Source organism: Calderihabitans maritimus, assembly GCF_002207765.1.
GTDB classification, from domain to species: domain Bacteria; phylum Bacillota; class KKC1; order Calderihabitantales; family Calderihabitantaceae; genus Calderihabitans; species Calderihabitans maritimus.
The window spans coordinates 1-3,353 of the sequence record NZ_BDGJ01000179.1 but is presented as its reverse complement, the minus strand read 5'-3'; the positions used below and the strand labels follow the sequence as shown (position 1 = coordinate 3,353).

The following is a 3,353-nucleotide window of genomic DNA, read 5'->3' as shown; positions in this document are numbered from 1 at the left end:
TTGTTTCTTTATTACTTTTACCAGGAGGTTTTTTATTTGGCAACTCTTATCTCACTTTATTACAGGAATGCTTAATTAATTGCTGCCTTTCCTCTTTCCCGAGTTCGTATCCGGATCGCGTCTTCCACTGGACAGACGAAAATTCTCCCGTCGCCTATCTCCCCCGTACGGTTAACCCGCATAATGACTTCCACCACTAGGGATACGTCCTCATCGTTTACAACCAGAGAAATAAGTCTTTTGGGCACATATTTCATGCCTCCTTTTTGGCTCAACAATTCCGGTCGCATCTCGAAAGATACTTCTCCTGCCAGTCCCTTCTGCTTACCCCGACCCAGAACCTTGCTGGCCGTGAAGGCAGGAAAACCAAGAGCGCTCAAAACTTCTTTGGTCCTGGTCATCTTGTTTGGACGGATAATTGCCACTATCTCTTTCACTAAGACCCCACCTCCCCGATTCTTATAATCCCTGACTTCCTGTCCTCACTGTATAGGCTTGTTCCACGGGACTAACAAATATCTTCCCGTCGCCGAAGTTACCTGTGTATGCTGCTCGATTGATGATCTCCACAACTTCCTCCACATTTTCATCTTCTATAACCAGCATGAACATTACTTTAGGCAGTTCATCATAATAAACACTGCCCAGTTGAATGCCTTTTTGTTTACCCCGGCCAACCACATCCATCTTCGTAAAGGCCACATAACCTGCCTCGGCCAGTGCCTCAACCACGTCCTCAAACTTTTCCGGTCGCACGATGGCACGGATCATTTTCATAATCTCATCCTCCTCAATCTAAAAGTCCATACTTAACCACTAGGTTTTCCATCTCATCCATAGTCATAGGTTTCGGAATAACAAACATATCGTTCTCTATAATCTTGCGGGCCAGTTCCTTGTATTCCCGGGCCTGGTTGCAATTTGGATCAAATTGCGTCACCGTCTGCCGGTTGAACTCGGCTTTTTGCACGATATTATCCCGCGGGATGAAGTGTATCATCTGCGTCCCAATTTTGGTGCAAAACTCTTCCATCAGTTCTCTTTCTCCATCCACGTTACGGCTGTTACAGATGATCCCCCCCAACCTTACGCCACTCTGTTCGGCGTACTTAACCATACCCCGGCAGATATTGTTGGCAGCGTATAAGGCCATCATCTCACCGGAAGCAACAATATAGATCTCCTGCGCTTTACCTTCGCGAACCGGCATAGCAAAACCGCCGCAAACAACGTCACCCAGCACATCGAAGAAAATGAAGTCTAAGTCCGGCGTATAAGCACCTAACTCTTCCATCAGGTTAATAGCAGTAATCACACCCCGGCCGGCACAACCAACACCGGGCTCGGGTCCGCCCGACTCGACGCACTTGATCCCGCCAAAGCCGGTTTTTACTACTTTATCGACTGTTACCGCTTCCTCCCCGTATTCCCTCAGGGTGTCCATCACTGTCTCCTGCGGTTTGCCGCCTAGAATCAGACGAGTGCAATCAGCTTTCGGGTCACAGCCGTGAATTAACACCTTTTTCCCATAAAAGTGAGCCAACGCCGCTGCCGTATTTTGCTGGGTAGTGGACTTACCGATACCACCCTTACCGTAGATAGCAATCTTTCTCGTCATCCTCTTCCCCCCAAATGAAAATTTTTCTGGACGCAGCCGTTGCATCACATACTAAAGAATCACTCCGTTAACTAAAATTTACTTTCACCGTTCCGATATCACCCCCAAGAATCCCCCGAAAAAATTAAGCGGCCCATAGCACTCTTTTTCCCCGGGGGCTTCTTTACCCTCGTCCACCCCAACGTGCTATGGGCCACTTTACCCTTCGTTGCCTCAATATCCAAGAAGCTTCTGGACGCTTTTCGGAAAACTCCTTCCCAGCGGCAAACACTACCGCTAAAAACACAAACGCCCAGGACAATCCTCCTGGGCGCCTTTACCCTGCTTTACCTCTTCGTAAAGCATCTGTACACTCTAAATTATCATTTTTGTTTTTTTAAATAATATCAAAGAAGATGGATACTGTCAAGTCTAGATGGACCAGAGTGTGTTTATCTTGTGATAATGTCACCATGTAAACTATCGTGATAAAATGTCACTATGAAGGACGAGGTGCGTTATCTAATGACCCAAGAACAACTTAATAGGTTTAGTGTTATTTCATCCCTCATTGATGGCCACATCACGGTCAGGGAAGCAGCTCTAAGTTTAGACCTGAGTGAACGCCAGGTTAAACGTCTAAAAAAAGGAGTGATGGAAGAAGGCCCGGAGTTTCTGATCCATAAAAATACTGGCCGTTCACCCAAGCATGCAATCCCTAAGGAAACCAAAGAGAAGATAATCGCTTTAAAACTTTCTGAACCCTACAAAGACGCCAATTTTAAACATTTTCATGAGCTTCTAGCAGAACATGAAGGTATCATTCTAAGCTATTCCTGCCTGTATTCAATTTTGACTGAGGCTGGTATTGAAAGCCCCAAAAAACGCAGGAGATTTAAACCCCACCGTCGCAGAAAGAGAAAACCGCAGGAGGGCCTCCTCATCCAGATGGATGCTTCCCCTTTTGAGTGGTTAGGTACTAAAGAACAGTTTGCCCTCCACGGTGCTATTGACGATGCTACCGGCAAAATTGTTGGCCTTTACCTCACTAAAAATGAGTGCCTTCACGGGTACTTTGAGATCACCTGGCAAATCCTCAAAAAACACGGTATTCCTGCTAGCATTTATGCCGATAGACATTCCATATTTCAGTCCCCAAATGCTTCCAAGCTTACGGTTGAAGAACAGCTTGCAGGTAAGGTGGTCAAAGATACCCAGTTTGGAAGAGCTATGAATGAACTGGGAATTACTCTTATCCCCGCACGCTCTCCTCAGGCTAAGGGCCGGGTGGAACGCCTATGGGAAACTCTCCAAAGCAGGCTCCCGGTTGAGTTTAAAATTGCCGGTATCACTTCTTTAAAGCAAGCTAATGAGTTCTTGACTCAATACATAGATAAATTTAACGCGCTGTTCGCTGTTGAAGCTTAGGAAACGGTGTCTGCTTACAGACCTATCCCTGAAAACATTGATATTGCCCATATATTATGTGTCAAGCATAAAAGATCTGTGGACAACGGCGGTGTTTTCTCTTTCTATAACAGGCATTTTAAAGTTATTTGCGACGACGCCAGCCCTATCCCTCCACGCGCTAAGGTGGATGTCTTGGCAAGCCCGGTTTTCGGTGTGAAAGTTCAGTACAATGATACCGTGTTTGATACGCTGCCTTTTGTGAAACCTAAAAAGGTTCAAAAAACCGAATCTACACCAAAGAAGGAAAAAAAGACTTACAGACCGCCTGACACCCATTATTACAAGT

At 45.9% G+C, this 3,353-nt stretch carries 3 protein-coding genes and 1 pseudogene; 1 reads left to right on the top strand and 3 read right to left on the bottom strand.

The window, feature by feature from the left end; all coding sequences use genetic code 11:
* Positions 1 to 71 precede the first annotated feature (71 nt).
* The 3 genes from KKC1_RS13410 to nifH are packed head-to-tail and all read right to left on the bottom strand — an operon-like array spanning position 72 to position 1,618.
* The gene (locus KKC1_RS13410) at positions 72 to 437 is read right to left on the bottom strand and encodes a P-II family nitrogen regulator (protein WP_088554945.1); all 366 of its coding nucleotides are present in this window, start codon (positions 435 to 437) and stop codon (positions 72 to 74) included.
* A 22-nt stretch (positions 438 to 459) separates the two neighbouring features.
* Positions 460 to 777, bottom strand: a complete 318-nt coding sequence (locus KKC1_RS13405) for a P-II family nitrogen regulator (protein ID WP_088554944.1) — start codon at positions 775 to 777, stop codon at positions 460 to 462.
* A gap of 13 nt (positions 778 to 790) precedes the next feature.
* The gene (gene nifH, locus KKC1_RS13400; RefSeq protein ID WP_088554943.1) at positions 791 to 1,618 is read right to left on the bottom strand and encodes a nitrogenase iron protein; all 828 of its coding nucleotides are present in this window, start codon (positions 1,616 to 1,618) and stop codon (positions 791 to 793) included.
* Between the two features lie 504 nt (positions 1,619 to 2,122).
* Here nifH and KKC1_RS13395 point away from each other — a divergent pair.
* Positions 2,123 to 3,353 (top strand): annotated as a pseudogene (locus KKC1_RS13395) (ISNCY family transposase); the annotation flags it as partial.

What these genes read in the sequence shown, in the direction of transcription:
- KKC1_RS13405 (WP_088554944.1), bottom strand. Translation starts at nt 777, where the DNA reads ATGAAAATGATCCGTGCCATCGTGCGACCGGAAAAGTTTGAGGACGTG.
- nifH (WP_088554943.1), bottom strand. Translation starts at nt 1,618, where the DNA reads ATGACGAGAAAGATTGCTATCTACGGTAAGGGTGGTATCGGTAAGTCC.